This window comes from Arthrobacter sp. 01T428, from assembly GCF_056398685.1.
The window spans coordinates 37,764-63,058 of the sequence record NZ_JBFTPW010000025.1; the positions used below are offsets into that span (position 1 = coordinate 37,764).

The 25,295-nt window shown below is 63.8% G+C and carries 21 protein-coding genes; 16 read left to right on the forward strand and 5 right to left on the reverse strand.

Annotated elements, in window-relative coordinates; all coding sequences use genetic code 11:
* Positions 1 to 2: 2 nt before the first annotated feature.
* From AC1DJB_RS20555 to AC1DJB_RS20570, 4 genes are all read right to left on the reverse strand, one after another.
* Entirely contained in the window at positions 3 to 2,054 is a 2,052-nt protein-coding gene (locus AC1DJB_RS20555; protein ID WP_306964480.1) for a PTS fructose transporter subunit IIABC, read from the reverse strand.
* A 2-nt stretch (positions 2,055 to 2,056) separates the two neighbouring features.
* Positions 2,057 to 3,049 carry a 1-phosphofructokinase family hexose kinase gene (locus tag AC1DJB_RS20560; RefSeq protein WP_284990768.1) on the reverse strand — a complete coding sequence of 331 codons (993 nt, stop codon included), beginning with the start codon at positions 3,047 to 3,049 and terminating at the stop codon, positions 2,057 to 2,059.
* The gene (locus AC1DJB_RS20565; protein ID WP_284990903.1) at positions 3,046 to 3,858 is read right to left on the reverse strand and encodes a DeoR/GlpR family DNA-binding transcription regulator; all 813 of its coding nucleotides are present in this window, start codon (positions 3,856 to 3,858) and stop codon (positions 3,046 to 3,048) included. The genes AC1DJB_RS20560 and AC1DJB_RS20565 overlap by 4 nt, the downstream gene beginning before the upstream one ends.
* Before the next feature lie 183 nt (positions 3,859 to 4,041).
* On the reverse strand, positions 4,042 to 4,233 hold the full coding sequence (locus AC1DJB_RS20570; protein WP_059388408.1) for a hypothetical protein: 192 nt from the start codon (positions 4,231 to 4,233) through the stop codon (positions 4,042 to 4,044).
* Between the two features lie 719 nt (positions 4,234 to 4,952).
* Between AC1DJB_RS20570 and AC1DJB_RS20575 the strand changes: the two genes are divergently transcribed.
* Positions 4,953 to 5,690, forward strand: coding sequence for a GAF and ANTAR domain-containing protein (locus AC1DJB_RS20575; protein WP_059388409.1), 738 nt, complete (start codon positions 4,953 to 4,955; stop codon positions 5,688 to 5,690).
* Positions 5,691 to 5,699: 9 nt separating this feature from the next.
* Here the strand turns inward: AC1DJB_RS20575 and AC1DJB_RS20580 are convergent, their stop codons facing one another.
* Complete coding sequence (locus tag AC1DJB_RS20580; RefSeq protein WP_307053870.1) at positions 5,700 to 6,131, reverse strand: SRPBCC domain-containing protein; 432 nt, start codon at positions 6,129 to 6,131, stop codon at positions 5,700 to 5,702.
* A 317-nt stretch (positions 6,132 to 6,448) separates the two neighbouring features.
* On the opposite strand from AC1DJB_RS20580, the gene AC1DJB_RS20585 reads away from it, so the two are divergent.
* The 15 genes from AC1DJB_RS20585 to AC1DJB_RS20655 all read left to right on the forward strand — a co-directional run.
* Entirely contained in the window at positions 6,449 to 8,500 is a 2,052-nt protein-coding gene (locus AC1DJB_RS20585; RefSeq protein ID WP_284990765.1) for a hydantoinase/oxoprolinase family protein, read from the forward strand.
* 10 nt (positions 8,501 to 8,510) lie between these two features.
* Positions 8,511 to 10,184 carry a hydantoinase B/oxoprolinase family protein gene (locus AC1DJB_RS20590; RefSeq protein WP_284990764.1) on the forward strand — a complete coding sequence of 558 codons (1,674 nt, stop codon included), beginning with the start codon at positions 8,511 to 8,513 and terminating at the stop codon, positions 10,182 to 10,184.
* A gap of 24 nt (positions 10,185 to 10,208) precedes the next feature.
* On the forward strand, positions 10,209 to 11,231 hold the full coding sequence (locus AC1DJB_RS20595; protein WP_059388412.1) for a sugar ABC transporter substrate-binding protein: 1,023 nt from the start codon (positions 10,209 to 10,211) through the stop codon (positions 11,229 to 11,231).
* Positions 11,232 to 11,363: 132 nt separating this feature from the next.
* On the forward strand, positions 11,364 to 12,875 hold the full coding sequence (locus tag AC1DJB_RS20600) for a sugar ABC transporter ATP-binding protein (protein WP_476910779.1): 1,512 nt from the start codon (positions 11,364 to 11,366) through the stop codon (positions 12,873 to 12,875).
* Positions 12,876 to 12,884: 9 nt separating this feature from the next.
* Positions 12,885 to 13,868: an ABC transporter permease gene (locus AC1DJB_RS20605; RefSeq protein WP_059388414.1), complete on the forward strand. Its 984-nt coding sequence runs from the start codon at positions 12,885 to 12,887 to the stop codon at positions 13,866 to 13,868.
* Positions 13,869 to 13,951: 83 nt separating this feature from the next.
* The gene (locus AC1DJB_RS20610; protein ID WP_284990761.1) at positions 13,952 to 15,304 is read left to right on the forward strand and encodes a hydantoinase/oxoprolinase family protein; all 1,353 of its coding nucleotides are present in this window, start codon (positions 13,952 to 13,954) and stop codon (positions 15,302 to 15,304) included.
* Entirely contained in the window at positions 15,301 to 16,383 is a 1,083-nt protein-coding gene (locus tag AC1DJB_RS20615; RefSeq protein ID WP_284990760.1) for a DUF917 domain-containing protein, read from the forward strand. Before AC1DJB_RS20610 ends, AC1DJB_RS20615 begins: the two co-directional genes overlap by 4 nt.
* Entirely contained in the window at positions 16,376 to 17,911 is a 1,536-nt protein-coding gene (locus AC1DJB_RS20620) for a helix-turn-helix domain-containing protein (protein WP_253257244.1), read from the forward strand. Before AC1DJB_RS20615 ends, AC1DJB_RS20620 begins: the two co-directional genes overlap by 8 nt.
* Positions 17,908 to 18,363 (forward strand): hypothetical protein, encoded by a 456-nt coding sequence (locus AC1DJB_RS20625; RefSeq protein ID WP_059388418.1) that lies wholly within the window; start codon positions 17,908 to 17,910, stop codon positions 18,361 to 18,363. The genes AC1DJB_RS20620 and AC1DJB_RS20625 overlap by 4 nt, the downstream gene beginning before the upstream one ends.
* A 17-nt stretch (positions 18,364 to 18,380) precedes the next feature.
* A complete protein-coding gene (locus tag AC1DJB_RS20630; RefSeq protein ID WP_476910780.1) occupies positions 18,381 to 19,595 on the forward strand; it encodes a metal-dependent hydrolase family protein in 1,215 nt (404 codons plus the stop codon).
* A gap of 83 nt (positions 19,596 to 19,678) precedes the next feature.
* Entirely contained in the window at positions 19,679 to 20,296 is a 618-nt protein-coding gene (locus AC1DJB_RS20635) for an alpha/beta hydrolase (protein WP_307053873.1), read from the forward strand.
* 154 nt (positions 20,297 to 20,450) lie between these two features.
* Entirely contained in the window at positions 20,451 to 21,461 is a 1,011-nt protein-coding gene (locus AC1DJB_RS20640; protein ID WP_253257245.1) for a LacI family DNA-binding transcriptional regulator, read from the forward strand.
* Between the two features lie 17 nt (positions 21,462 to 21,478).
* Positions 21,479 to 22,216 (forward strand): HAD family hydrolase, encoded by a 738-nt coding sequence (locus AC1DJB_RS20645; RefSeq protein WP_284764054.1) that lies wholly within the window; start codon positions 21,479 to 21,481, stop codon positions 22,214 to 22,216.
* Between the two features lie 40 nt (positions 22,217 to 22,256).
* Positions 22,257 to 24,647, forward strand: coding sequence for a glycoside hydrolase family 65 protein (locus AC1DJB_RS20650; RefSeq protein ID WP_476910781.1), 2,391 nt, complete (start codon positions 22,257 to 22,259; stop codon positions 24,645 to 24,647).
* A 256-nt stretch (positions 24,648 to 24,903) separates the two neighbouring features.
* Positions 24,904 to 25,295: hypothetical protein (locus AC1DJB_RS20655; protein ID WP_476910782.1), on the forward strand; the 392-nt coding region annotated here is incomplete at its 3' end.

Here is a 25,295-nt window from a genome sequence, read left to right on the forward strand (position 1 = left end):
GTTCAGGCCGCGACGGGAACAGGAGCCTGCTCTGCCTCGACCGGCTTCCGGACCGCCCAACGCTTGAGCGCGAGCAGGACCAGGGCGGTGACGACTACGCCGACTGCGATCGATGCGATGAACATGAACACGTTGCCGATAGCGAAGAAGACGAAGATGCCACCGTGGGGTGCCTGGGAGGTAACTCCGAAGGCCATGCTCAGCGCACCGGTCACGGCGCCACCCACCATGCTTGCGGGGATCACGCGGAGCGGGTCGGCAGCGGCGAACGGGATGGCGCCTTCAGAGATGAAGGAAGCACCCAGCAGCCAGGCGGCCTTGCCATTCTCGCGCTCGGCGAGGCTGAAGCCCTTCTTGTTGAGCACGGTTGCCAATGCCATGGCGAGCGGCGGCACCATCCCGGCGGCCATGACGGCAGCCATGATCTGGAGCGGGGCCGGGTTGGCGAGGCTGCCGGCGCCGAGGCCGGCTACGGCGAAGGAGTACGCAACCTTGTTGACCGGACCGCCCAGGTCGAAGCACATCATGAGGCCAAGGATGATGCCAAGCACGATCGCCGAAGTACCGGTCATCCCGGAAAGCCAGGTGCTGAGGCCCTTGGAGATGGCCGCGATCGGGCCGCCGAGGAAGAGGAACATGGCGCCCGAAGCGACGATCGAGGCGACGAGCGGGATGATGACCACGGGCATGAGGCCGCGCAACCAGCGTGGAACGGAGAACGTGCCGATCCAGTGTGCCGTGAGGCCAGCGAGCAGGCCACCTACCAGGCCACCGAGGAAGCCGGCGCCCATGTAGCCGGCGACAGCACCGGAGACGAAGCCCGGGGCGATACCAGGCCGGTCCGCGATGCCGTAGGCGATGTAGCCAGCCAGGGCAGGGACGAGGAAGCCGAGGGACAACGCGCCGATCTTGAACAGCACGGCTCCGAGGTAGGCGCCGAACGGACCCCATGCATGGACCGGGTAATCGGTGGGCAGGTTGACGAGGGTGTTCGCGGCAAGGATCTTGTCCGCAACTCCGGCGATTTCGTAGCTGCCCAACAGGAAGCCGAGGGCTATCAGCAGGCCGCCACCGGCGACAAACGGGATCATGTAGCTGACGCCGGTCAGCAGGACTTTCTTGACCTTGGTGCCGAGGTGCTCGCTTGCAGCTGCGGATGCCTGTTCGGCGCTCTCTTCGGCACCGAAATGCGGGACGCGGTGTGCATGTGGGTCGGATGCGGCGGCGAGGGCTTCTTGCACCATCTTGGCCGGCTCGTCAATGCCGCGCTTCACGGGAGCGTTGATGACGGGCTTGCCCGCGAAGCGTTCCTTGCCGCGGACATCGACGTCGACCGCGAAGATCACGGCGTCGGCGGCGGCAATCACAGCCGGGTCCAACGCGGTGAATCCGCCCGAGCCTTGGGTTTCAACCTGCAGGTCGACGCCCGCTTCCTTGGCAGCGGCCACGAGGGAATCGGCTGCCATGTAGGTGTGGGCGATGCCAGTGGGGCAGGCCGTGACGGCGACGATGCGCTTCGGGGCCGCGGCAGAAGCGGCACTCGCCGAAGCCGGGGCGGCCTCGGTGGCCGGTGCCGCCGACCCTGCCGCATGGGCAGCCGGCTTGTCTGCCAGTGCGCCGTCAACCAGATCGACGATGTCCTGCTCGGTGGCAGCCGCACGCAGGGCCGCAGTGAAGTCCTTCTTGATGAGGGAACGGGCCAGCTTGGAGAGCAACTTCAGGTGCTCCTGGTCCGCTCCTTCCGGAGCAGCGATGAAGAAGATGATGTCCGCGGGGCCATCCTTGGCACCGAAGTCCACCTTGTTCGAGAGGCGGGCCATCGCAAGGGCGGGCTCGGTTACTGCGATTGAGCGGCAGTGCGGGATGGCGATGCCGCCGGGTACGCCCGTGGCAGTCTTTTGCTCGCGGGCGAAGGCGTCCGCGAAGAGCCCTTCAACCTCGGAGGCGCGCCCGGCTGCGGCAACTTTGCCTGCCAGGAAGCGGATGACATCGGCGGGGGAATCGCCGAGGTTCTGGTCGAGGGCGACCAGTTGGGGGGTGATGAGCTGGGTCACTGTTAGTCCTTCTGAAGGGCCGTGATGGTAACGGCGTCGGGAGTTGTTTGGTGGACCGCCGGGACAGTGGAGCCCGGCAGCGAAGCAGCGGCGGCACCATGTGCCACAGCCTGACGGAGGCAGTCCTGCGAGGTTCCGCCGTTGGTGGCGGCCAGCAGATAGCCAGCAAGGGATGAATCGCCGGCACCAACTGTGCTGACGGCTTGGATCGGCGGATGCGTGGCGAACCACGCGCCGTCGGCGGTTACCAGGACGGCGCCCTTGGAACCGAGTGTTGCGAGTACTGCACCCACACCGCTGGCGACGACGGCGGCAGCGGCCCTGGCGGCAAGGCCCGGGTCCGCTTCCAGTTCGTCAGCCGTGTGGACGTCTGTGAGGCCTGCTGCGGCGGCCAGTTCGGCCAGTTCTTCCGCGTTGGGCTTCAGGAGATCGGGCTTGCCGCTGATGCCGTTGGAATCGCCGCTGATGGCGGCTGCCAGCGGGGCGCCGGAGGAATCGATTGCGATAAGCGGGGCGTCGCCGTCGTGCGTTGAACGGAGCCGGCGGGCGACCGTGGCGTAGAAATCCGCCGGAACTCCTGGTGGGAGGGATCCGGCGAGTACCACCCAGCTGGCGCCACGGGAGCGGTCCAGCAGCAGCCCGATCAGGGCTTCCTGCTCGTCCAGGCTCAACTCCGGGCCGGGTTCGTTGATCTTGGTGGTGACGCCGTCCGGTTCGGTGAGCGTCACATTGCTCCGCAGCGGCGCGCTGATGGGAAGCGCCGCGTAGGGGACGCCGTCGTCGAGCAGTCCGGCGAGGACAGGATCGGAATCCCCGCCCGGCAAGACAGCAACGGTGTCCAGGCCCGAGGCGACAAGCGCCCGGGAGACATTGACGCCCTTGCCGCCGGAGTGCTGGTGGACGGCGACGGCGCGTTGAACCTCGCCGCGGGCCAAGGGGGCCGGGAGCTCCACGGTGCGGTCCAAGCTCGGGTTGGCGGTCAGGGTGACGATCATGCGATCACCACGTCGACGCCGGCCTCAGCCAAAGCGGCAGAGAGCTCTTCAGAGGGTTCGTGGTCAGTAATCACGGTGTCCACATCTTTTAGGGCGGCGAACTGGACGAGGGTTTCGGCGTCCAGTTTGGAGGAGTCCGCGAGGACGACGACGCGCCGTGCGGACGTGACGAAGGCGGCCTTGACGGCGGCTTCTTCGGGGTCAGGGGTGCTGAGCCCGAACGTGGCGTGGATACCGTTGGCGCCGACGAAAGCGATGTCCGGGCGGAGCCGGGACGCGGCCTCGACCGTGGACTGGCCGACGGCGGCCTGGGTGAGACCGCGGACGCGGCCGCCCAGGATCTGGAGTGCGATGTGCGGGTTGCCGGAAAGCCGTCCGGCAATGGGGATGGCGTGGGTGATAACCACCAGTTCTTCACGCGGGGCGTTCCCGTTGAGGGACGCCGTGCGCTGGGCGGTCCGCTGGTCGAGTAAACGGGCGAGTGCTTCCGTGGTGGAGCCGGCATCGATCAGGATGCTGCCGGCTCCGTTCTCGGGGATGAGGGCAAGGGCGGCCTCGGCGATGCGGACCTTTTCCGGCTGGCGCTGGATGGCCCGCTCAACCACGCTTTCCTCGCGGGTGCTGAGGCGGTCCGACGGGACGGCCCCGCCGTGGACGCGGCGAAGGTTGCCGGCGGATTCGAGGGCAGCGAGGTCACGGCGGACCGTCTCTGTGGTGATGCTGAATCGGTCTGCAAGGTCCGTGACGCTGACCCGCCCACGCTCGGCGACGAGCTCGGAGATCAGCTGTTGGCGCTCCTCGGCGAACACATACCCTCCATTGCGTACAAGCTGTAAGTACACCAGTGACAGTCATCACATGATGTGGAATTGCTTGACTCTATCTTTGTTCATGTTGGTCTGTCAACAGAAAACAACATAAACAAAGATCTTTGCTTTGGTTTGGGTTTGTTGAGGTGTGGTTTGGGTGCTAACGCCGGACCGGAGGCCGCCCTATGGCCACTCGATCTCCCCTAGGCCCGGGTAGTCGATGGGGAGGTTGTCCGGGTCTGGGGGATCGGGCAAGCGGGACTGGGTAGGGGAATCCGGTTCGTGCCGGTTCTTGTTCCTCTTTTGGTCCAGTCCATCGGAATCTTGCGGGGAGTCGTCTTCGGGCCGGCGCTGCTGTGTACTTTCAAGCTTCATGGTGTTTCCTTCGGGTAATGCTGCACATTGTTGGCTAAGCAGGTATTTCCAGCTCGAACCCGCAACTGCATCTCAAGACCTTGGTGTGGAGCCGGGCTTCCGGGGGAGAGCTGCGCGATCGGGGCACGCCCGTCGGCGGTGCCCTGAAGCTTCGCAGCGCGGTTTTCACCTCACGGAGTGGTTCGCTGCAATGGAAATAGTGGCTTCCGAACTCCAGGAGGCCATCCTGAATCCCCCGACGATTCAGGATGGCCCCCGCCTGCTGGACGGTGGCCGCGTGGCTGTAGGAAAACCCGCAGGAAGTGCACGTGTAGAACACGGCAAGCTGCTGGGAAGACCTTGGAGACCGGGCCTGGATGGACTCGATGATCAGGTGCCTGTCCGTTCCGCAACGGGCACACCAAAGGGGGGTAGCCCCAGGCTGATGTGGTTCGTGGGGGACGGCGGATTCGGAGACGGTCGACATCGACTAGCTCCGCGCCGGTAACAGGCATTTGCTCATCAGGCAGCACCTTCACATTGAGTGACATGGCGCCCGGCTGCTTGAGCGAAAACAGGCCGAAGGCTCGGCCCTTGTCCGGAGTTCTGCACGGACTGTAGAAGAATTGTGCACTCTGTACCCCCGGCGCGCAAGACCGGCGGAACGTTTGTCCAGTTGGTGGACGCTGCATCGTGCGCCTTTTTCTGCCATTGCCGCCCTGCTGCTCCTAGACTGAGCCATGGACGAAATGGGCCTGAATGCCTCGGTAGTGGGACAACTCCAGGATTTGGTCATCGACAGTGAAGACGTCAGCGGCTTCCTCGAAGACCTTGCGGTGTTCACGGCCTCGTCGGTGTCCGCTGCGCGCGGCCAGGACGTCCTGTGCGGGGTCACGTTGAGCCGGCGCCGCCGATCGATGACGGTCGCGGGGAGCAGCCACGAAGCGCGCCTCATTGACGAAGTGCAGCAAGCCTATGGAGACGGGCCATGCCTCGAGGCGATGAGAACCGGGAAGTCCGTGCTCGTCCGGGATACGTCGACGGACTCCCGGTGGCCTGAATACTGTTCCACGATCGCAGAGCGCGGGCACTTGGCGGTGCTCTGCGTCCCCTTGCGCCTGGAAGAGGGCGCGACGGCGGCGATCAACCTTTTCGCTCCGCACTCCGATGCCTTCGACGAGGCCTCCATCCGCAGTTGCGAGCAATTCGCGAGCCAGGCAGAAAAGGCTCTGCGGCTGGCGGTCCGAATCGGTGCCAGGCAGCAACGCGCAGAGGACCTCGAGCAGGCCATGCGTTCCCGGACCGCCATCGATCTGGCAACCGGCGTCATCATGGGCCAGAACAGGTGCAGCCAGGAGGAGGCCTTCAGGATTCTAAGTAAGGCCTCGAACGGCAGGAACCAGAAACTGAGGGACGTTGCGGAATCCCTTCTCCAGTCCTTGACGAACGAAACGCCCGTCTCACACTTCGACGCATAGAGGGCCCCGCTAGCTGCGCTCTGCGATATTTTTGACGCTCTCCACGAGGCTGTCCCACATGCCCTTCGAATGCGACGCTTCTTCCGCGCTGGCGTTGTTGTCCTGCGCCAAGGTCAGCTTGGTCATCCCGCCTTCCGGCTCCAAAGTCCACGTCAGCGTGTGGTAGTTCCCGGGAGTGTCTTCTTGGCCGGACAACGGACTGAAATGGGTGTTTACCAGCCGCTTCCCTGGCTCGAACTCAAGGATGACACCCTTGTCCTCATAGTCTTTGCCCTTCCAGACCCCGCGCCAAACAATAGGTCCGCCAACCGTCCAGTCGGTGACCACCTCGGTCCCGAACATGAACTCCTTGAGTGCCTGGGGATCGGTGAGTACCGACCACACCCGATCGGCGCTTGCATGGATCGTGATGGTTGAACTCGCAATGAAGTTGCCTGCCATGTCCATCTCCTTTTCACGTGGTCGGCGTCCGGGCGCCGGCGCAACAGAGTCTACGCCCGGGAGCGACGGCCGGCGGAGAGATGCCGAATTGCGCTCTCCGTCACGTCAAGAGATTCAGGGTGTTTTCTCTTAGGCTCGCAGCACGTCTCAGAATTGTGGCTCTGAACTGCGGCGATAGTCGGATTTCGATGGTCGTTAGGCAGTTCGCCCTCGGGGTAGATGCAGCATCGTGCAGTTTGCCCACGTCCGGAAAAGCCGGGTCCGTAGCGTGATGTCTCACACATCGAGTTCCCATTCAGAACCATGAGGAGACATACATGCCGAACTACAGGGTGTCCATGGACATCGGTGGAACGTTTACCGACATTGTCGCTTACGATCAGCACGCCGGAACCTATACGGCCACCAAATCATCCACTACGCCGGGGAATCTGAGCGCGGGCGTCATCGCCGGCCTCGAGTCCATTGTCGACGACCTGTCCGACATCGAGTTCCTGGTCCACGGCACCACCCAGGGATTGAATGCCTTCCTTGAGCGTCGCGGCGTACCGGTGCTGCTGCTGGCCACCGCCGGAGTCGAAGACACTTATCACATTGCCCGCGGCCCGCGCCTTGAGCTCTACAACGCCCAGTACCGCAAGCCTTCCCCGCTGCTCGAGCGCAAGGATGTCATCGGTGTGGGAGGACGCCTGGATGGGCAAGGCCTCGAGATCAGGCCATTGGACGAAGTTGCCGTCCGTCAGGCAGGCCGTCGGGCAGTGGCCGAAGGTTATGGCGCAGTCGCCGTCGCATTCCTGTTCAGCTACAAGAACCCCGCTCACGAACTTCGGGCCCGGGAAATCCTGCTCGAAGAACTAGGCGAAGATTTCACCGTTTCGCTTTCCCACGAGGCCGCGAAGGAATGGCGCGAATACGAGCGCACCTCATCCGCCGTCGTCGAGGCCTACACCGGACCAGTGGTCCGCAACTACCTCCTGGACCTCGAAAAGAAGCTCGGGGACCGCGGTGTGGAAGCCCCGCTGCACATCATGCAGTCCTCCGGCGGGGTGCTCACCGCTGAGTCCGCACGGAAGCGCCCGCTCCAGACCCTTCTCTCGGGCCCGGTCGGGGGCGCCATGGGCGACGTCGAACTGGCCGGCGTTTCGGGAAACCGCAACCTGATCGGCGTCGACATGGGCGGAACGTCCTTCGATGTCTCATTGGTAGTCGACGGCAAGCCCGACGTCTCCACGGAGGCACATCTTGAAGGCCTTCCAATGCTCATGAGCGTGGTCAATATTCACACCGTGGGCGCTGGCGGCGGCTCGGTCGCCTGGCTCGAAGCCGGTGGCCTCAGGGTCGGCCCGCGTTCCGCGGGAGCCACTCCCGGACCTGCCTGCTACGGACGTGGAGGCACGGAACCTACCGTCACCGACGCCAACCTGGTGCTGGGGCGCGTGGACCCTGACTGGTTCGCAGGCGGACAGGTGTCCTTGGACCGGGAAGCGGCGATCGCCGCCCTGAAAACGGTTGGCGACCGGCTCGGTCTGGACCCCATTGCCATGGCCGAAGGGATCTGCGACGTCGCCAACTCCCAGATGGCCCAGGCGATCCGGACCATCACGATCTCCCGCGGGATCGAACCCCGGGACTTCGCGCTCGTGGCATTCGGGGGTGCTGGTCCCATGCACGCAGTCTTCCTCGCCAAGGAACTGGGCATCCCGGAAACAGTCGTCCCCCGGTTCCCCGGAGCGTTCTCGGCCTGGGGCATGCTGCAGACCAACATCCGCAAGGACTTCTCGGAGCCGTATTTCTACCTCGACGAGGATATCGACGTGGCCCACATGGCCGGCGTGCTGCGGTCGATGGAGTCTGAGGGCCTGAGCTCCCTGGCCTCCGAGGGCGTGCCGGAGGACAGCCGCCTCACCAATGCATCAGTGGATGTCCGCTACCAATCGCAGGAATTCTCCCTGAACGTTCCGCTCGCCTCCGCTGACGAACCGGAATCCACCGACTTCGTTGCCGCGTTGGCCTCGCGTTTCTCAGCGATGTACCACGAGCGCTATGGGCATTCCAACCTCGGGGCGCCCATCGAAATCGTGGCGCTACGGACGCAGGCCGTCGGCGACCTGGGCCGTCTTGATGCGCCACGTTTCGCCACCGCACAGAGCGCTGAGTTCAAGCATGAAATCCGCCCGGTGGTGTTTGAGCACATCGAACACCAGACCACCGTGGTCCGCCGTGACGACTTGGCCGCCGGCCATGCCTTCGAAGGCCCCGCCATCATCGTGGAACAGACCGCCACAACCGTGGTGCCCCCCGGCTTCGACGTCATCGTCGACGAATTCGGCTCACTGATCATCCGCACTCAAGACGTCGAAGGAAACTGAGGTACCAACAATGACAATCACTGCAGTCAAGACCCTGGATCCAGTCACCGTGGAGATCATCCGCAACGCGCTCACCAGCGCCGCGGACGACATGAACGCCACCCTCATCCGCTCCGCCTACTCACCCATCCTTTACGAAGGAGGGGACTGCGTCGTGGCGCTCCTGGACACCGAGCACCGCGTGCTCGGACAGTCCGCTGGGCTGCCACTGTTCTTGGGCAACCTGGAAACCTGTTCCATCGCGGTGGAAGAACTGTACGGCCGCGACGTCTGGAAGGAAGGGGACGTCTGGATCCTCAACGATTCCTATCTTGGCGGAACCCACCTGAACGACGTCACCATTTTTGCCCCGATCTTCGACGATGGCGCTGTGGTCGGCTTCGCAGCCACCCGTGCGCACTGGATGGACATGGGCTCCAAGGACGTCGGCGGTTCCATGGATGCGACGGACATCTTCCAGGAGGGCTTCCGGATGGGCCCGGTCAAACTGATCGAGGCAGGCATTGAAACCTCCGTCGTGGATCTGATCCGAACCAATGTCCGCTTCCCCTACCAGACCATCGGTGACATGCACGCGATGATCGCCGCCCTTCGGATGGGCACCACCCGGATGAAGGAGCTCGTGGGCCGTTACGGGATGGACCAACTGGACGCTGCCCGGGATGAGATCTTCCGTCAGACGGAGGAAATCGAGCGCGAGACCGTCCGCAACATTCCCGACGGCGTCTACGAAGCCGAAGGCGTCCTGGACAACGACGGCATCAACCTGGACACCCCGATTCCGATCAGGCTAAAGATCACAGTCTCTGGCGACACCGTTGATTTCGACGTAACCGGATCGGCTGACCAGACCATGGGGCCCGTCAACTGTGGCGCCGCCCAGGCAGTCTCCGCACTGCGGGTCGGCTACAAGCTCCTTGTCAGCCCGGACTCCAACTCGAACGGCGGGTCTTTCCGGCCGTTGACCACCCAGGTGCGTTCAGGTTCAGTTCTCGGCGCGGTGGCGCCAGCCCCGTGCCAGTGGTACTTCTCCCACCTCGGACTACTGATCGACCTGGTTTCCAAGGCCATGGCACCGGCCATGCCCGAGCGGGTTGCCAGCGCCAGCCACGGCGACTCGATGATCATCACTGCAGCCGGTTTCGATCCTCGCTTCGGCCGGAACTTCGTGACCATGGAGGCCACACTGGGCGGTTGGGGAGCCTGGCAAGGCACCGACGGCGAGTCCGCGATGATCAACAACGTCAACGGCTCCCTCAAGGACCTGCCCATCGAAATGATGGAGACCCGCTACCCATTCCGCATCAACGAATACTCCATCCGACCCAACTCCGGCGGCCCCGGCCAGTGGCGCGGCGGAAACGGAGTCATCCGTGAATACGAGTTCCTGGCCGACTGCGTCGTGGGGCTCTGGTTCGAAAGGTCCAAGACCCCGGCCTGGGGACTGTTCGGCGGCTCAGACGCCCAAGGGCCCGAGGTTGTGTTCAACCCAGGTCGCAGCGATGAGGTCCGCACTCTGAAAGCCAACGCCCGCAAGGTCAAGGCCGGCGACATCGTCCGGCTCGCAGTCGGCGGCGGCGGCGGCTTCGGGGACGTCTCCCAGCGCTCCCGGGACGAGATCACCTACGACATCGTCAACGGCTTCATCACCGAGGACTTCGCCAAGACCCACTACGGATACTAAGCCCCGCCCACAGAAGGACACCCAATGAAAAACATAAAGAAATCAGCCGCAGCCGCGGCGCTCATCGGGCTAGCGCTCCTGACGTCAGCCTGCACCCCACCCACGCAAGCGGCCGCCGGACCAGCTTCGACGGCGGACGCCGGCAAACCCCTCAACGTCGGATTCTTCGGCTTCGCCAAGTCGAACGGCTTCGCCCAAGGAACCTTCCTCGGCGTCCAACAGGCGGCCAAGGCCAACAACGCCAGCGCTACGTTCGTGGACCCCAACTTCAACGCCCAGACCCAGGTCCAGCAGATCCAGGACGCAGTCACCTCAAAACAGTTCGAGGTGATCGTTATCCAGGCGAACGACAATCAGGCCCTCATCGCGCCACTGCAGCAGGCCGTCCAAGCTGGCATAACGGTGGTGGTCGAGTTCTCCGTTATTGGTCCGAAGTTCGACACTATCCAGCCCCAGGTCCCCGGTGCGATCAGCATCGTTGACCTTCCCACCAGCAACGGCAAGATGCTCGGCCAAATGGGCAAGGATGCCTGCGCCAAAGTCTCCAAAGACACCTGCAAGGTGGCCTACCTCGAGGGATTCAAGTCCCTGCCGCTGGATAACGCCCGGACCGAAGCAGTGAAAGCTGAGCTGGCCACTGATCCGAAGATCAAGCTGGTGGCCAGTGTCGAAGGCGGATACACCCAAGACAGCGGCCGGCAGGCGTTCCAGAACGTTTCCCAGGCCAACCCGGACGTCGATGTCGTCATCGGTGCATCCCAGGCGATCACGGGTGCGGCCGCTGCGGCTGGCAATAGCAACATCAAGTTCATTGGCAACGGTGCATCTACTTCGAATGTCGAGGCCGTCCGATCCGGTAAATGGTTCTCCATCTACGTCAGCGACGTGGTGGCGAACGGCGCCAAGGCCACGGAACTCGGCCTTGCCAAGGCCCGGGGACAGCAGGTGGAGACGGCAGTGGACGAGGCGAGCTTGGCTCCCAACAAGGCCAAGGGCACCAAGGAAGCCCTCGACGCCGTGAACTACGTCTCGAAGTACTCTGACTAGCCGACTTATCACCCTCGTGGTCCTGTCTTGCCGGGGCTGAAATCCCGGCAGGGCAGGAGCCTCCGCCCCGGTCCCGGCAGGACCGGCCAAACGTCCATTCCATCTCCCGAGGTCAAAATGGCTATACAACAGTTGGATACACCAGAGCGAGTCAATCGGAGTGCCGCTCCGGAAATCACCGTCTCCGGAATCGGAAAGCGGTACGGTGCCAGCACTGTGCTCCGCGATATCACGTTGTCGGTGGCTCCGGGGGAAATCCACGGCATCATGGGGGAAAACGGTGCTGGCAAGAGCACGCTGCTGAAGATCCTCGGCGGCGCCATCGCGGCAGATTTCGGCGTCGTCAAGCTTGATGACCGGGAGGTGAAGATCGCCGAGCCCAGGGACGCCATCGCACAAGGAATATCCCTTATATCCCAAGAGCTGGCACTCGTTCCTGGCCTTTCAGTGCTGGAGAACGTCTTCCTGGGCCGATGGGCCAACACAGGAAGCCTGCTCCGTTCGCGGCGGGACGCCGATCACTTGGAGCGCCTCCTGGCCGAGACCGGCTTTGAGCTTGACCCCCGGGCGATGGCGGGGGACCTCCCGATCGGTCAGCAGCAGCAGGTCGAAATCCTGAAAGCCCTCGCCCGTGGCGCCAAGGTGCTGTGCATGGACGAGCCGACGGCGGTCCTGAACGAGGCCGAGAAAGCAAAGCTGTTGAAGGTGATCAGGAGCCTCGCGCGTTTAGGCACCACCGTCATCCTCGTATCGCACTATCTGGAGGAAGTCCTGGGTCTAGTGGACCGAGTGACCATTCTCCGCGACGGACAGCACATCACCACTGAGGACGCCTCGGGGCACACGCCCGAGTCGCTCGTCGGCCTGATGGTCGGCAGGGAGGTCGATTTCCTCATTCCGGAGGTTCGGCCGGTACCCCCGGAAGCAAAAACGGTGGTCCAAGTGGCGGGACTGAGCAGCTCAAAAGTGAAAGACGTCTCCTTCACGGTCCGCCAAGGCGAAATCCTGGGTATCGCTGGCCTGGTGGGCAGTGGCCGCAGCGAGACCCTGCTCGCCATGTTCGGTGCTGATCGAACCACCAGTGGATATGTCCAGATCAACGGCCGACGCCTCCGTGCCAACTCCATCCGGCAAGCCATCAAAGCCGGAATGGCCCTCGTCCCCGAGTCGCGGAAAGAACAGGGCCTAGTCATGTGCCGGCCGGTGGACGAAAACATCGCTCTTTCCACCTTGTCGGGCCGATCACTGGGCGGTTTCGTCAGGGTAGCCCGGGAAAAGGCAGCCGTATCCGAAATCAGCCATTCCGTCGACCTGCGCGGCGCCCGCCGCGGCTCGCTAATTGCCGATTTGTCCGGAGGAAACCAGCAGAAGGCGCTCTTCGCCAAGTGGCTGCTCAATCCTCCGGCGGTGCTGCTGGTGGACGAACCCACGCGCGGTGTCGACATCGCGGCCAAGGCTCGCATCCACGGCATGATCGCTGACCTCGCAGCAAAGGGCACGGCTGTCGTCGTTGTCAGCTCCGAACTCGAGGAAGTCATCGGCCTATCCCACCGTATCCATGTCATGAGGCAAGGCCGCATCGTTGCTGAATTCGACCGGAACGCCTCCCGCGATGAAGTCATGGCTTCCGCATTTCTGAAATAGGTGAATCAAATGACCACAGTTACTGCTGCCGTGTCCGAGCCGGCCGAGAAGAAATTCAAGCTCAATGTCAGGGATTTCGGGATCGTCTTCGGACTGATCGCCATCATGCTGCTACTGACCCTCAATACCGGAACGTTCCTCACGGGCCGAAATTTCATCAACCTGTTCGACCAAGCTGCCATCGTGGGACTGTTGGCCGCTGCCGCCACACTGTGCATCGTCAGCGGTGTCTTCGATCTTTCCTCCACCGCAAACTTGGCTGTCTCCGCCATCGCCGGAGTGATGATCACCCAGCACTTAGGGGTGATCGCGGGATTCGTCGGCGCATTGTTGGTGGGAGCCGCCCTGGGAACCGTCACCGGCCTGATCGTGGTCAGTACGAAGGTGAATTCCTTCATAGGCACGCTGGCGGTGAGCATCATTTACCGCGGCCTGGCCATCGTGATCACGGGCGGAGCCATCGTCGCGCCGCTGCCCGAGCAACTTGCCGCCTTCCAGACGTGGACCTGGCCCAGTCTCTTCGGCCTCACTGCGGGCTCCGTGCTCATGGTAGCCATGACGATCGTCCTAGGCATCGTCCTCTGGCGCACTACGTTTGGCCGCAGGATTTACGCCGTGGGCGGCAACAAGGAAGCGGCACGCCTTAGCGGTATCCGCACCGGTTCCATCCACGTCGCCGTCTTTGCCATCAGCGGCCTGTGCTCCGCGATGGCCGGCATGATTCTTGCTTCGCGCGCAGGCTCAGCCCAGCCAGCCATGGCCATCGGCATCGAACTCACGGCCATTGCCGCCGTGGTCATCGGAGGCACCAGCATTCTCGGCGGACACGGTGCTATGTGGCGGGCATTCGTCGGAGTCATGATCCTGACCGTCATCGGCAACGGCTTCAACCTGCTCCACTGGGACACCACCTACCAGCAGGTTGTCACCGGCGTCCTCATCCTGCTTGCAGTCGCCGCGGACGGATTGTTCTTCCGCAAGCGCACGGGCTAGGCCCTATCGGGGGACGCTATATACATGGAACATGGTCATGACCCGGTGAGGGAACTGCGGCAGGCTGAACAGGAGGCCGAACAATGCGCATAGGGCTGCGGTTGCAGGGAACAAGCTGCCGGACCTTGGTGCTCGACGGGCACAGCGTGGTGGCCGCCGCGGCTGCGGAGCGATGCAGCACGCTTGCGGAGGCCGTCGACACCACCTTCGAAGAGCTTCGCCACGAGCTTGGTGCGGAAATTACGAAAGTAACGGATATTACCTCCGACGCCGGAAGCGTCCTCGCTGCGCGGAAACTAGCCTCGGTCATCGCGATCCGGATTTCGCCCCGCCCGCCTGCGGACGCGTTCCACGTGACTGGGCTGCCGGCACTCGTGGTACCCGTGGTGGCCCGGACAGTCCACGTCGGCGGAGGCCACGACCTGCGAGGACGCCCCCTCGCTCCGCTAGGTTTGGAGGCTTTCCTGGCCGAACTTCCGGACATCCTCTCCGGAGACGTACGGAACATTGCAATCACCTCCGTGGGGTCGACAGCGTCGAAGGATCACGAAACGCGCATTGCCGATGCCATCCTGTCCAGTGACAGCGAAATGCGCATCAGCATCTCCAGCGACTTCTATTCCAGTGTTTTCCGCGACCGTGACTACACAGCCATCCTCAACAGCGCCCTCATGGAAACAGGAGAGGACCTGGTCGCGATGCTGGAAGCGTCGGGACGGCGGCATTTTCCCTCCGCCACGATGTGGTTCGCCAAGAACGACGGCGGCCGCGCGCCGCTCGCGCGGCTGGCAGTGATTCCGATTCACGGGTTGCGCCCCGAACCCGCTATGCAGATCCTCGGCGCGGCTACCTTGGCCGGCGCCCCGGATGGGGAGGTCGTCATCTGTGCGGACTCTGGGGTCACCGTGGGCCAAATCCGCGGGGGTCTCCCTGCTACGCGAAGCGTCATCCGCCAAGGGTACGAGGCGAGCCTCGCCAGCAACGCCGCCGTCGTCGAACCGTACACGGCCGACCATCCGGTCCGCCCTGCGGTCCCCTCGGTGGTTGCGGACCTCCGAAGCGGGCAGGACACCCCGCTCCCGTTCGGGCTGGTTCCCACGCTGGCAGCTGAGCACGACGCCGCGCAGGTGGGCTCCGCCGTCGCGCCCCTGACCGCCTGGATCGACAGGTTGGAGACTGTTAGCGGTCGGGCGGACCTCCAGTTGGTGCAGCGTCGCGCGGAAGAAGATGCCGAGTCGGCAGCCGTTCAGTTGGGGGCGAGCCCCGGGCTCACGCGGATCATTGAATCGAACGTCTATGCCATGCCGTATGGCAACCCCGGCATCGTGCGGATCAGGGTCCAAGCCGCTGGTGAAGCCTCCGGGGACACGATTGAAGATGCCCCCGAAATACAAGGACGGGCACCCTTCGGGGCGGAAGAGGGTGTCATTCGATGAGCGCCCTGCTGACGGTGGAGGATGTCCGGCACCTGCGGACCGGCGCCCACTTCCTGGCCTGCACCATCGACCCGACAGCCATCTACGTTTACGCGGAGATGATTGAAAGGGCCATGGAAAACCGCGTGTTGGAACTCATCTCGATTGACGAGCTGGCCCCCGATGACCTCGTGGTTGCGATCGGAATGGTCACTCAGGGTCTCCTCATCGCGGATATGCCTCCTGTAGGTGATGAGTTCATCGGGTGCATCCGTGCCATCGAGGCCAACCTTGGCCGGCAGGTGCGGGCGATCTATTCGCTCGCCGCCGCCAACATCAACGGAATTGTTCCCCTCATGGTCGGGCTGCAGTCCTCGCTGCCGGTGATTGATTCCGACCCCATGGGCCGTGTATTTCCTTTGATCAGCCAAACAACGCTGAACATCGGCCACGTCCCCATCAGTCCGATCGCCCTCATGGGAGTTACCGGCGAACGGGCTGTGGTGGAGGCTGAGAACCCGCAGCGGGCCGAAACCCTGGTGCGGGCACTCGTCACGGAGATGGGTGGGTGGGCCGCTACAGCCATGTATCCGTGCTCAGCGGGCCAAATGCGCGAGCACGGAGTCCACGGCTCCATCAGCCGGATGATCCGAATCGGGGAGATTCTCGACGGCGAAACGTCGGTTGGACGCAAGTTCCAGCAGCTCGCTGAATTTCTGGGTGCCACCCGGATTGCCCGGGCCCGGGTGAGTCACGTCGAAGGCCTGTCGCGCCCTTCGGACCTAGGCCTTCCGGCGCTGCCGTCCAGCGTGACGCTCGTGGACGAACGATCCGGGCAGATCATCCGCTTGGAGATCCAGAACGAAATCTTGCTGGCCCTCGTCGACGGCGCCATCGCAGCTGCCGTCCCGGACATCGTCTCGCTGCTCAACTCCGAGCACGGCACGGTCGTCAACATCGACGATGTGCGGGTGGGCGATGTCATTGACGTCCTGAAGATCAAGGCCGCGGCGCAGTGGTACTCGGAGGCAGGCCTTGATCTTGCTGAACCAAAGGCCTTTGGTATTCCGATCGAGCACCCAAGGCGGCAACATGCGTAGGTCGAAAAGCGAGAACCATCTGGATGTCGCCGCGCTCCTGGCGCACGGCTCCCTCCGCGGCACCACCCCGCTGTATCTCACTCCGTCCAGCGCGGCAATCGATGGCGTCGTTCTTGTCTCCCAGCTCGATGCCATCCAGCGGGTGCGGCCCAACACCGTCATCGTCCTTTCAGCGGAGATGGGCTCCGGCGGCTGGCTGGTGTCCGCAGCTCTGCGGCACGCCTGGGAGCGGAAGGCCAGCGCCGTCGTCGTCGCTGGAAGTACCTACTCCAGCGCAGTGATCGGCCTCGCCGAGCGGCTGGGTATCACCTTGCTGGCCGCCGAGGGCGACACGTCAGGCATTGCCCTCGCACTCGCCGCTGAAATCGGCGCTGCCCTTTCCGTGGTGGACGCTGAGCTGGCGCGGTTTGCCCGAGCGGTCGCGAAGGACACGACCTTGGGAGCTGTCCTGAATACCATCTCCAGGGAGCTGGACGGTATTGAAATCTTGCTGGAGTACGACGGCGTGAGCCTGGCGTCCGCGGGAACGCCCACCCGGGAGGCAGTCGAAATCATCACCGTGGATGTTCGCGGTTCGAATAGCTCCATCCCGTCCAGGCTCACCGCGAGGGTACCAAGATCCGGAGTCCACAACCTGCAGCTCGTCCGGTCGATCCTCGAGGTGGCAACGCCGTCGGTAAACGCTGCGTGGCTGTTGGGAGATGTCCTCGACACTGCGCGTGCAGTACCCACGGCGGCCCTTGTCGGCTTGAACCACGACCCCGGCTCCTCCTGGACCACGTTCGTGGAACGTCACCGGCACTTGCTCTCCCAGCTGGGCTGGCGTGGGGAGGAGCAATATGTGGCCGTGTGGATCCGCAGGGCGTCGTTGGAAGCTCATCGCCCGGAGCTCACAGCGGTGCTGCGGTTGCTCTGGCGGAAGGTCACAGTCCGCAGCCCCCTGGCCGAAGTCCACGGTGGCTGGCTCGCCCTTGTTCCCGTCAGATACCAAGAGTCGGCGGACCAGCTCGAAGCGCGGATCCGGGTCCGTCTCGGGAAGTCTTTAGAGGAACTGGGGCTGGGGGCAGGACTCTCTCGGTGGCGCGAGGAACCCGTGGCACTGCCGAATATCGTCCGTGAATCCCGTTTGGCCGCTGAATCCGCTCTCTCGACGGGACCCGGCACCGTGGCAGGCTTCGCCAACCTCGACGTTGCGGCGGCCGCGACGTTCGTCGATGAGGACTCGGTCCTGCTCGTGGCCGAACTGACGCTGCCGCTGCTCATGGCCAGCCCGGACAGAGACCTCGTCATTGCGGCTGCAGGGGCCTTCCTCGACCACCACGGCTCCGTCAGCCTCGCAGCAAGCTCCCTTGACCTGCACCGGAACACCCTGCAGAGCCGGCTAAACCGTGCCCGCGAACTGGGCGTCCCCCTCGACACCCCAGCCAAGCTCTTGTCCGTCCATCTCATCCTCAGCACACTTCGTCGCTCAATCCACAACAAGACGAGTTCCGCCAATCCCGGCTATAACCAGAAAGGACTCCCATGAGTTCCCAGTTCGAAAACTTTGACGATGTCTATGCCGCCGCACAGGAAACGCCCGGCGTCATCCTGTTCACCGCTTCCGTCGTCGCCGACGCAGGCACCAGCATGGCGCGCATTTACACAAGCCACCCGGGGGTCTACCCCGTGGGCGGAAGGAAGACCCTGGGCGGGGACACCAACCCGGTGTGGCTCGAGCAGGTCCTCAAGGGCCAGCAGCCGTTCCTTGGGGCGGACAAGGAAGCAGTCCGGGCATTCTTCTTCGACTCCGCGACCATTGAGTCGCTGGGTTGCGGCGCCATCGTCAACGTTCCAGTGGTAAGCAACGGTGAGACCATCGGATCCATGAACTTCCTTGCCGCTGAGGGTAGCTACGGGCAGACATCGGTGGATGCGGCCGTGGACATCGCCCAGCGCTCTGTCCCGCTGTTCGAACAAGCGATTGCCACCACTAACTAGGAAAGGAATCTCCACACGTGACCACTACGCCGCCGGGAACACTGACCATCCGGAACGCCCTCATCTTCGATGGCGAGACCCGGAACCTGATCGAAGGCTCCATCACGGTCCGCGAGGGCCGGATCACCGAAGTGGGGCGAGACGTGGAAGAGGCCGGAAAAATCGTTGACGCCGACGGCCGTACCGTGATTCCCGGGCTCATCGATGCGCATTTCCATGCCTACGCGCTCAGCTTGACTGCCGCCAAGAACGAAACGGGGCCGTTGAGCTACTCTGCGCTCGCAGGGGCCCGGCGACTTGGGGCAGCCTTGAACCGGGGCTTCACGAGCGTCCGTGACGTGGCCGGGGGAGACATAGGCCTTGCCAATGCCATCGACGAAGGCTTGTACGCAGGTCCGAGGTACTTCTTTACCGGACCGGCCCTGAGCCAGACAGGTGGCCACGGTGACATCCGGGCCGCGGACGACGGCGGGTGCTTCCATGGCGGCCACATGTGCGAAGTGGTGGACGGCGAGGATGAGCTTCTGCGGGCCGTGCGCAACCGCTTCCGCACCGGAGCCACGGCCATCAAGCTCATGACGTCCGGCGGAGTCATTTCGCCCGTCGACCCCATCAGGGTTCCGCAGTACAGCTCGGCCGAAATCCGCACTGTAACGGAAGAGGCCTCCCGCCGGGGCAGTTATGCGACGGCCCACGCTTACTCGCCCGAGGCCATCCGTCATTCGGTGCTCAACGGGGTGCGCTGTATTGAGCACGGCAATCTGCTGGACGCCGAAACTGCCCGCTTGATGGCTGACAATGAGGTCTACCTGGTTCCGACTTTGGCGACCTACGACGCGATGGCACGGCGCGGCGAAGAAATCGGTCTCACGGAGATAGGGGCGGCCAAGAACCGGGAAGTGCTGAATGCCGGCCGGAATGCCGTCGTGTTAGCACGCGACGCGGGGGTCCGAATTGGATTTGGTACCGACCTCATGGGGGAGCTGGAGGACGAGCAATTGGCCGGGCTCCGCCTGCAATGCGAAGCACTGGGTGTCTACGATGCGCTCCGCTCTGCGACATCGACCAACGCAGCCCTGTTGCGTCGCGATGACCTGGGCCGTATAGCCGAAGGAGCCTTTGGAGACCTGGTCATCCTGGACGGAAACCCTGTCGATGAACCGTCGGTGCTCTGGGACGAAAGTCGCACACGTACGGTCATCAAGGCCGGGCAGGTCATCAAAAGGCAGTAGCCAGCCGCTAGAGGCGGCCTTGAACCGAGGCCCGTGCGGTCGAACGGGCCGCCGGCCCTACCCGCCCCACTAAGCTGTGGCCCATGGAAACTGTCGTCTGGTCCAGACCGGAAAATGAGCGCGCAGGGACGCCGCTCCTGGTGATGATGCACGGATACGGCACGGACGAGCAGCGAATGGTGAATCTCTTTCCGCAGCTCCCCAAAGAATTCACTTGCGCTGCGCTCCGTGGGCCCATGGCGATAGGGGACCACTACGGCTGGTTCCTGCTGGACTACTTCCTCGCCAACGACTTCGCGGACGTCATCACGGCCACTAACAAGGTCTTCGCCTGGATCGACTCCGTCAAGCGGAATCACAGCAGCGTGAGCCTCCTGGGCTATTCCCAAGGCATGGCCATGGCCAGCACGCTTCTGCGTCTCCGTCCGGAAGGCTTCAAAGCGACAGTGGGCCTCTCCGGATTCGTGCTGGAAAACGACCTTCTGGCGCTCAGCGAGTCCTTCGATTCGCCGCCGCCGTTCTTCTGGGGCAGGGACAAAGCCGATCCCGTGATCTTCAGGGATGCCATTGAGCACACCGAGGAATGGCTCAACAAGAACATGGCTCTCACCTCGAGAACCTACCCCGGCATGGGCCATCGGATCGAGGCCCGGGAAATGGCGGATGTGAGCGCGTTTCTGCGGTTTTACGTCCTTCGTTGAAGTGAAGTCCGCGTCACATTCGGGGATGCCGGAAAACAACTCTTGATTGCCAAAATTGTAAGCGCTTACACTCTTCTTCGGCGGTGCAAGGATGTGCCGCCAAATCCAGAAGATGAAAGGGTTGAGGCCGTGTTGAATGGTTAAGGCTCACCGCGTGACAATCCAGGACGTTGCCGTCCTCTCGGGCTTGTCCATCTGCACCGTTTCACGCGCCCTGCGGAACCTGCCGAACGTGTCCGAAAAAGCACAAGCCAAAGTGGCCGACGCCGCAGCCAAGCTCGGCTACAAGGCATCCTCCGCGGCGGCCCGGCTGGCCGGCGGAAATACCGGTTCCATCGCCATCATCACTCCTACCGCCACCGCGTGGTTCTTCGCCCAGGCCGTTGAGGCGGCCGAGGAAGTGTTCGGAGACAGCGGTTTCGACACCGTCCTGATCAGCCTGCGCGGCAAGTCGAGCGTCAAGCGGAAGATCTTTGGCGACCTCCTTGGACTGTCCCAACGCGTGGATGGCGTGCTGCTCCTCAACGTCGATTTGAGCGAATCCGAGGTTGCCCTCCTGGCCGCGTCCGGCCTTGCAGTTGCGAGCGTGGGGATGACTTCCGTACCGTGGGACAACGTAGGGATCGACGACGAACTCGCAGCTTGGCAGGCCACCTCCCACCTGCTGGGGCTGGGCCATTGGGATCTGGCGGTGCTTTCCGGCCGCGAAACCCAGGAGAACTCGGTGTTGACGGCCAGCGACAGGCTCAAGGGATTCAGCCGTGCATTGAAGGACCATCACCTGACTGTTCATCCGGATTTGGTCATCAATTCGGATTCCACGATCGACGGCGGCCGTATAGCCATGAACGAACTCATTGCCCACAGGAGCCTTCCCACCGCGGTCTTCGCACACTGTGACGAGGCGGCGTTCGGGGCACTGATGGCCTTGCGAGAGCATGGGCTGTCCGCACCAAAGAATGTCTCCGTGATTGGAATCGACGACCACCCCATGAGCTGGTTCCTCGGCCTGAGCACGGTGGCGCAGCCAGTGGCCGACCAGGGTGCCTTCGCCGCCAACCTCCTGGTGGACCGGCTCCAGAACGCCGACGCCCCCAACGAACCCTCCCACCATTTCCTTGACACGAAACTCATTGAACGCAAAACCACGCGCCGCCAGCGCTGAACGGACCACTCCCCACCATGACTGATACCCGAGCCACCCAGAAGACCGCCTGGACGGGCGCCACCGCGCTCCTTTTCGACCTCGACGGCGTGCTGACGCCAACCGCCGTGGTGCATGAGCAGGCTTGGCAGGAGCTCTTCGACGGCTACCTGGCCGAAACGGGCCATCCGGACGGCTACCAGGAGAGCGACTACTTCGACCACATCGACGGCAAGCCGCGCTTCGATGGCGTGCGTGATTTCCTCACCTCCCGTGGAATCACGTTGCCGGAAGGACCCACCGACGACGATCCCGCCAACACCAGCGTGCAGGGCCTGGGCAACCGCAAGAACCGGATCTTCAACGAGATCGTGGATTCGCGTGGCGTCGAGCCCTACGCGGGCTCCGTCCGCTTCATCCACGCCGCATTGGAGCTGGGACTCAAGCTCGCCGTCGTGTCCTCTTCCCGCAACGCGCCCGCCGTCCTGAAGGCGGCCGGACTGGATGGCTACTTCCCGGTAGTCGTCGACGGCCAGGTGGCGGCCGCCGTCGGGCTCCCCGGCAAGCCGGATCCGGCCACGTTCCGTTACGCCGCCGAACTGCTGGACGTTCCAGCCGAGGGCTGCGTCGTCGTCGAGGACGCAGTGTCCGGCGTGCAGGCCGGCAGTGCCGGGAACTTCCGCGCCGTGATCGGGGTGGACCGGGGAGCCGGCCACCAGACCCTGCTCGACGCCGGCGCAACGTTCGTGGTCGACGACCTCGATGACCTCCTCTAACCAAGCCGTTTCACCAGAAACAGAAGGAACCCAACAGTCCATGGCACTCATCAGCTCCGACCGGCTGCGCTTCCCCTGCGAACCGTGGAAGCTCGTGGAGAGCATCCACGTTCCCGGCGACGCCGGTACGCTCGAAACCCTCTTCAGCCTCGGCAACGGCCACCTGGGCATCCGCGGTGCCCATTGGGCCGGGGCGGACGCCGAACTCCCCGGCACGTTCATCAACGGTTTCCACGAAACGTGGGACATCAAGCACGCCGAGAACGCGTATGGCTTCGCCCGCACGGGACAAAGGATCGTCTATGTGCCGGATGCCAACAACTTCAACGTTGTCATCGACGGCGAGCAGCTGAGCCTCACAGAGTCCGCGGTGCAGAATTACCGCCGCAGCATCGACTTCGCCACGGGTGTGTACGAATGCGCCGTTACCTGGGAGTGCCGTTCAGGCGCCATTGTCACCACCCTGGAGCGCCGCGCCGTCGGGATCGATTCAAGGGGTTCCCTCGGCATCGAGCTGAGCCTCACCGCAGACCGCCAGGTGTCCGCTGACATCACGTCTTTGGTGATCAATCGGCAGGACCAGCCTGTGGAGGACCACTCGGCCCACGACCCCCGCCGCTCCGGCCGCCACGCTGGCCGGGTGTTGCTTCCGCTCCACCTCCAGGGCTCCGACGGATCGCTGCGCATGGCTTGGGAAACCGCTGAATCCCGGCAGCGCATCGGCATGGCCGTGGACCATTGGATATCCGCCGAAGGCCAGCCCTTCGAAACCGTGGTGGGGGAGGACGAGTCAACGGTCCGCTACGTCATGGCCGTGAATGAAGGCGAGACGTTCCGCTTGGAGAAGAGCGTCAGCTACGTCGTGAACAGCGCCGATGCAAGCGAATCAGACCCGGGCGAGATCCTCGCGTCCGACGCCGAATTGGGCCTCGTGCCGTTTGACGCGCTCCTCGCCGAAGGCACGGCGCACTACCGGGATTACTGGTCTACGGCGGATATCACCATTGGCGGCCAGCCCGAACAGCAGCAGGCCGTGCGCTGGAGCCTGTTCCAGCTCGCCCAGGCCACCGCGCGGGCCGGCGTCGCGGGCATCCCGGCCAAGGGCGTCAGCGGCTCCGGCTATGAGGGCCACTACTTCTGGGACCAGGAGGTGTACCTCCTGCCGTACTTGACCTATACCAACCCGGCCGCCGCGCGCCAAGTGCTGGAATCCCGCCACGCCATGCTTCCCGACGCCCGGATTCGGGCCAAGGAACTCAGCGTGGACGGTGCACTGTTCCCGTGGCGCACCATCAACGGGCTCGAGGCCAGCGCGTACTACGCCGCTGGCACGGCGCAGTTCCACATCGCCGCCGCCATCTCCTTCGCCGCCAACCGGTACCAGTGGGCCAGCGGCGACGCGAGCTTCCGCGCCGAAGTGGGCGCCGACCTGTTGATCGAGACGGCCCGCATGTGGGCTTCGCTGGGCTTCTTCGGCAAGGACGGCTTGTTCCACATCCACGGCGTCACCGGCCCGGATGAATACACGGCGGTGGTCAACGACAACCTCTACACCAACGTCATGGCCCGCTTTAACCTGCGGGCCGCTGCGGCACTGGAACACCCGGACGTCCCCGACACCGAGCGGATGGTGTGGCAGCAGGCCGCCGCGCGTATGTCCCTTCCCTACGATCCGGACATGGAGATCTACAGCCAGGACAACGACTTCATGACCCTGGAGCCGTGGGACTGGAACACCCCTAAGTCGAAGTACCCGCTGCTGCTCAACTTCCACCCGCTGGTGATCTACCGGCACCAGGTCCTCAAGCAAGCGGATACGGTACTGGCGATGTTCCTGCAGTGGCAGGACTTCACGGCCGAGGAAAAGCAGCGCGCGTTCGACTTCTACGATCCCATCACCACCGGCGACTCCACCTTGTCCGCCTGCGTGCAGGGCATCATGGCGGCCGAGGTGGGCTACTCCGACGTCGCGCTCAAGCACTTCACCGAGGCCTTGTTCATCGACCTGGACAACACGCACCACAACACCGTTGACGGCGTGCACATCGCGTCCACCGGCGGCATCTGGAGTTCCCTGGTGTGCGGTTTCGCGGGCATGCGTGACCAGGGCCAGGTCCCGCACTTCGATCCGCGGCTGCCGGCCGAGTGGGACAGCCTGTCCTTCCGGCTCAAGATCCGCGGGCGGCTGTTGTCCGTCGAGCTGCGGCCGGGGTCCATCAGCCTTGCGCTGGTTCCGGATTCAGGTTCTCCTGGGCTAGGGTCCGACGCCGGTGCCGAACCTTTGGAGGTCAGCGTGCGTGGGCAGCGGGTAGTCGTCGGCGTTGAGACCGTCACTGTGCCGCTCGACGAAGTGCCGGTCCCCGCGCCGTCGGTCTTCCCGAGCCTCTTCCCGACGGCGGGACTTCCGGTGATTGGGAGCGCGCGGGTCTGAGTTAACCCCCAAGCTCAGCCCGGGGCCCGCAGTCCATCAGCGTCTTGCTTCTGGTAGATTGTCGCAAAAATGACGGTGATCCATGCCGTCGGGGTATTTGGGGGTCTCCTTGAGCGTGCGTGGATTAAGGTTCTTGGCTGTTTTCTCTGTCCTGCTTGGATTGCTCACCTCCACGGGGGTTTCTGCCGTCCCGGCCTCCGCCCGCGCCGCCGAGAAATCCCCAGCCTCTGCGCCCATGCTCGGTCCAACGCAACCGGTGGACCCCGGCACCTTTGTGTCGCTTTCACCGTTCCGCGCCCTGGATACCCGAGGTGGTTCGGCTGCGGGTGCTGATGCGCCCGTGTCGTTCCAGGTGGGTGGGGTTTCGGGGATTCCGGCGAATGTTTCGGCGGTTGTGTTCAATCTGACGGTGACGGGGCCGAAGTCGTTCGGGTTTGTGAGTGCGTTTGCTTCCGGTACTGAGCGCCCGAACACGTCAAACGTGAACTTCGGTGTTGGTCAGACGGTGGCGAATTCGGTGACGGTGCCGGTGGGTGCTGACGGGAAGGTGACGTTGTTCAACCGTTCCGGCGGTTCCACTGACCTGATTGCCGATGTCTCGGGCTATTACCTGTCCGGGGCTCCGGTGGTTCCGGGTGCGTTTGCGCC

Bases quoted from the DNA above. Each gene is read 5' to 3' on its own strand.
- AC1DJB_RS20560 (WP_284990768.1), bottom strand. From the start codon at position 3,049: ATGATCGTCACCCTGACCGCCAACCCGAGCTTGGACCGCACCGTGGAG.
- AC1DJB_RS20570 (WP_059388408.1), bottom strand. From the start codon at position 4,233: ATGAAGCTTGAAAGTACACAGCAGCGCCGGCCCGAAGACGACTCCCCG.
- AC1DJB_RS20575 (WP_059388409.1), top strand. From the start codon at position 4,953: ATGGACGAAATGGGCCTGAATGCCTCGGTAGTGGGACAACTCCAGGAT.
- AC1DJB_RS20580 (WP_307053870.1), bottom strand. From the start codon at position 6,131: ATGGCAGGCAACTTCATTGCGAGTTCAACCATCACGATCCATGCAAGC.
- AC1DJB_RS20585 (WP_284990765.1), top strand. From the start codon at position 6,449: ATGCCGAACTACAGGGTGTCCATGGACATCGGTGGAACGTTTACCGAC.
- AC1DJB_RS20590 (WP_284990764.1), top strand. From the start codon at position 8,511: ATGACAATCACTGCAGTCAAGACCCTGGATCCAGTCACCGTGGAGATC.
- AC1DJB_RS20595 (WP_059388412.1), top strand. From the start codon at position 10,209: ATGAAAAACATAAAGAAATCAGCCGCAGCCGCGGCGCTCATCGGGCTA.
- AC1DJB_RS20605 (WP_059388414.1), top strand. From the start codon at position 12,885: ATGACCACAGTTACTGCTGCCGTGTCCGAGCCGGCCGAGAAGAAATTC.
- AC1DJB_RS20610 (WP_284990761.1), top strand. From the start codon at position 13,952: ATGCGCATAGGGCTGCGGTTGCAGGGAACAAGCTGCCGGACCTTGGTG.
- AC1DJB_RS20615 (WP_284990760.1), top strand. From the start codon at position 15,301: ATGAGCGCCCTGCTGACGGTGGAGGATGTCCGGCACCTGCGGACCGGC.
- AC1DJB_RS20620 (WP_253257244.1), top strand. From the start codon at position 16,376: ATGCGTAGGTCGAAAAGCGAGAACCATCTGGATGTCGCCGCGCTCCTG.
- AC1DJB_RS20625 (WP_059388418.1), top strand. From the start codon at position 17,908: ATGAGTTCCCAGTTCGAAAACTTTGACGATGTCTATGCCGCCGCACAG.
- AC1DJB_RS20635 (WP_307053873.1), top strand. From the start codon at position 19,679: ATGGAAACTGTCGTCTGGTCCAGACCGGAAAATGAGCGCGCAGGGACG.
- AC1DJB_RS20645 (WP_284764054.1), top strand. From the start codon at position 21,479: ATGACTGATACCCGAGCCACCCAGAAGACCGCCTGGACGGGCGCCACC.
- AC1DJB_RS20650 (WP_476910781.1), top strand. From the start codon at position 22,257: ATGGCACTCATCAGCTCCGACCGGCTGCGCTTCCCCTGCGAACCGTGG.